This is a genomic window from Spiroplasma sp. Moj, assembly GCF_016082285.1.
GTDB classification, from domain to species: domain Bacteria; phylum Bacillota_I; class Bacilli_A; order Mycoplasmatales; family Mycoplasmataceae; genus Spiroplasma; species Spiroplasma phoeniceum.
Window position 1 is genome coordinate 1 of record NZ_MQTY02000099.1, and the last position, 3750, is coordinate 3750.

Annotated in this window: 5 protein-coding genes; all 5 read left to right on the forward strand. The window is 24.7% G+C overall.

Annotation, left to right across the window (positions count from 1 at the left end; all coding sequences use genetic code 4):
* Window positions 1–704: 704 nt before the first annotated feature.
* The 5 genes from BST80_RS04525 to BST80_RS04545 all read left to right on the forward strand — a co-directional run bounded on the left by BST80_RS04525 (window position 705) and on the right by BST80_RS04545 (window position 3542).
* Window positions 705–1046 (forward strand): hypothetical protein, encoded by a 342-nt coding sequence (locus tag BST80_RS04525; protein ID WP_415746154.1) that lies wholly within the window; start codon window positions 705–707, stop codon window positions 1044–1046.
* Window positions 988–1320 (forward strand): hypothetical protein, encoded by a 333-nt coding sequence (locus BST80_RS04530; protein ID WP_415746155.1) that lies wholly within the window; start codon window positions 988–990, stop codon window positions 1318–1320. Before BST80_RS04525 ends, BST80_RS04530 begins: the two co-directional genes overlap by 59 nt.
* 523 nt (window positions 1321–1843) lie before the next feature.
* Entirely contained in the window at window positions 1844–2434 is a 591-nt protein-coding gene (locus BST80_RS04535) for a BlaI/MecI/CopY family transcriptional regulator (RefSeq protein ID WP_415746156.1), read from the forward strand.
* A gap of 83 nt (window positions 2435–2517) precedes the next feature.
* A complete protein-coding gene (locus BST80_RS04540; protein WP_415746157.1) occupies window positions 2518–3285 on the forward strand; it encodes a ParA family protein in 768 nt (255 codons plus the stop codon).
* 2 nt (window positions 3286–3287) lie between these two features.
* The gene (locus BST80_RS04545; RefSeq protein ID WP_415746158.1) at window positions 3288–3542 is read left to right on the forward strand and encodes a hypothetical protein; all 255 of its coding nucleotides are present in this window, start codon (window positions 3288–3290) and stop codon (window positions 3540–3542) included.
* Window positions 3543–3750 lie beyond the last annotated feature (208 nt).

A 3750-nucleotide genomic window follows, 5' to 3' on the forward strand; every position in this document is an offset into this window, starting at 1 on the left:
ATAAAAGCATAAATTTTTTAACACCAACTGAAGCTGTGTTAAAATTTTTAAAAGACTAACTGGTCTAAAATGTATATGGTACCTCACATACAGAAAAATATCGTAATCATAGAAAACGATTTAGTTTAAGATTTAATTTAATTGCTTCAATTTATAATTTGCAATTATTATAGATAGAATAAAAGATGTATTTAAAATTAAATAATTTAAATAAAAAAGTCATTTTTCGTTGTAGGAAAATATTAAATTTTTAAATAAAAAACATAATTAATTAAAATTATAATTTGCTATTAGTATCTTTTTAAAAATATTTACAATTATTTTAATAGGTTATGCAAGAAGTCTAATAAATAAATATGATACAATATAATCAATTAAATAAACAAATAAAAATAATGGTCTGTGAAACCACTCTTATACACTTGCAAAATGTCGATAAAACATTTAGCAGGTTTTAATTTAACTGAACCATTAGGTTCTTAGTTAGATTATAACATTTATATAATTTTGTGTATAGGTAGAGTGATAAAAAAGTTCATTCTACCTATTTTTTTATTTAATATATATCAAAATAACAAAAAAAATTACCTTGATATTTTCGTTGAAACCAAACAAAAGAATATTTTGGATTCTACATTTTGGAAAATATCAACGCTGATAAGAGGTTAAAAAACGGTTAAAACCGCAGAAAGGAGCATATTCTTATGCAAGAATTACAAATTCAAAATGATTATCGAGCATTTAATCAATTAAATCCAACAAAGGATATTTCAAATATTTTCACACCGAAAAAAAATGTAAATAAAAAATTTACTAAAGATAGTTATCTAGTTCGTTTTGGGACTTGTTATGTATCAGTGCCCGATGATTTTTGTTTTTTAGACAAAAATAAAGAAAATTATTTAATCGGAATTAAACCACATTATACATATAATGTATATGACGCTAAAAAAAACTGAAAAGAAAAAAATCATGGGGAAAGAATTAATGAAAAAATACAACTTAGTTGGTTTTCATTATTTAACTGTGGAGCAACAACGCTTTAAAAATATGCAAAAAACTAATCCATTCTTTTTGCAATTTAAAAACGTTAAGGAAAGTATGGAATGACACCGCCAGCAAGCAAAAGAACAACGCGAACAGTTAAACGCTCTTTTACTGAACCGCAAAAAAACAGATACCAAAGTATCTGAAAATGATGTAACCAGCAAATTTAATTGTGATTATGAAAATAAAAAATATCAATCAACCGAAGATAAAAAACGGCAAGTTGATATCAATCAGTTATTAACTGACTTGGATGACCCAATGTTTAATTAATAGAATAATATAAACAATTAGAGACACAGGGACGAAAGTTAACCCAAAAGTGTCCAACTACATAATAACAAATAGTTTTGAATTAGTAAAAACATTTTTCGTGCTGTTTTTATTTTTTCTTTTATTTTTTAGTTTTCCTAACAAAATGATTAACAAAACCATTCTCATTATATTTCAAACAAGTAGATTAAATAAAATATTAGTATAAAAATAGTAAAGATAAATAAAATTTGATTAATTAATAAGTGTACTAATTCTAATTTTTAAATAAATATAATAAAATATAGTATAATTATATTGTAATAAATAAAAACTATATAAATTATAATAAATGACCTTTACTAGCAGCTTTTTTGCAAGCAAAGAGTAGTTGACCCCGCTATCCCTACGGGATAGCGGGGTCAACTACTAACACTGCTCGTTCGGGTTTTATGTTCCTTTTTTCTTTTTGCCCGCGCCCCTAAAAAAAAAAAAAAAACCGCCCTGTTGGTGCTACAAAGATGGTTGGTAAGGAGTTAAAAATATGACAGAGCAGATTAAAATTATGGATATGATAAATCGTTGGGGATACTTAAATTTAGAACAAATATCTCTGCTACTAAATAAAAATATTTATACAATTCAAACTCATTTAACAAGATTAGTTAAAAAGAAATTGATTACTGCGAATAAGTTAACGCGTAAAAACATTTATGTTTTATCTAGTAGTGGTAATTATTATTTTGGTCGTAAGGCACATCAAATTAAAATCAATTTTAATGAGCTCCCCCACCAAGATATGATGATTAAATGACTTGTCGCACAAACCGACATCGAGCATTATCAAACGGAGCGGGAGTTAAAAATAGATAATGGTAATCTTAAATGATACCCTGACCTATTAATTGAAACATCAGACAATAAAAATGTCTTAATAGAATGCGAACGCACCCGCAAAGCAAAAACACGATATAAACTGATTTTTGACAGTATGGTTTCGTACTTAAAACAAGATTACGAATGTTGATGAATTGTCCCAAACCAAGCAATGGCAAAATTTATCAACGAACGCATTAAAGAAGATAACCGGTGTGTAGAACAACATAAAGTAATATTATTTAATTACATTTTTTAAATACATAAAATATTTATGTATAATATATACTTAGTATAAGTATATAATGTATATACACAAAACATAAGAAAGGAAAACACAAAATGAAAATTATTACAATTGGAGCATTAAAGGGTGGTGTTGGTAAAACAAATTTTACTTTTAATTTGTCTTGTTTTCTTGCCATAGAAAAAAAGAAAAGAATACTTGTGATTGACCTTGACCCCCAAGGAAATTTAACGCAATGTTTTCAATTAGAAACTGACAAATCATATTCTATGGAATTATTTAATATTAATGATAAATTAGAAAATTTAGTCTTTAAAACTGACATTGAAAATATAAATATAATTCCTACAAATATTCAAATGGCAAAATTAGAAATTAAATTAGTAAATGAAATATCTAGAGAGAAACTTTTAGATATTAAATTTAGGCAAAATTATAATTACTTAGAAAAAAACTACGATTATATTTTGATTGATACTAACCCAAGTTTAAATATTACTAATGTAAATGCCTATACTATTGCTACTAATATTATTTTGGTGTGTGATAATTCTATTCATTCATTAAGAGCATTAAATATGACATATGAATTATGAGAAGAATTATGTAATAAATTGTTTATTAAAAATCGTATTAATGCAATTATAAAAAATAATTTTGACCATTATAAAGTTTCAAAAGATTTTAAAGAATACTTAGAAAAAAGTAATTTAAATAAGTTAGTAGTGCAACAAGAAATTAGGAAAAAACAAGTTTTTAAAACTAGTGAAATAACAGGCGTTCCCGTTATTAAAACTTTAAAAAATAAAGAAAACCCTTATTTTAATATTGTTGCTGAATTAGAACAAAAAGGAGTGATATAAATATGACAGATAATAATTTATTTGACAGAGCAAATTTAAGACCAATTAGTAAACAAGTTGCCGAAGACTTAACCCATAAAACAAATGAAATAAAACAACAACTTACTTTAAATTTTGAAAAAAAACAAGATAAACCAAGAAAGGTACAATTATCTCTTTCTGTTTACCCTGACAAAATATTAAAATTAAAACAAGTTGCAAAACAATATGATTTGTCAGTTTCAGCATTATTAGAACAAATCATTGACCAATTATAAATTTATTTTATTTTTTATTAGACTTCTTGCATAACCTAGTTATTTTAAAATTCCTATAAAATATATTTAAAATAGAAATTATAGGAATCTAAAATTATGAAATTTGATAAATTTGATTTTATTAATGATAAAGAATTATTCCGATTAACAGGAATAAAACAAGCCACTTTTAATAAAATGTTAGATATTTTAAAGGTTGCTGAAATAG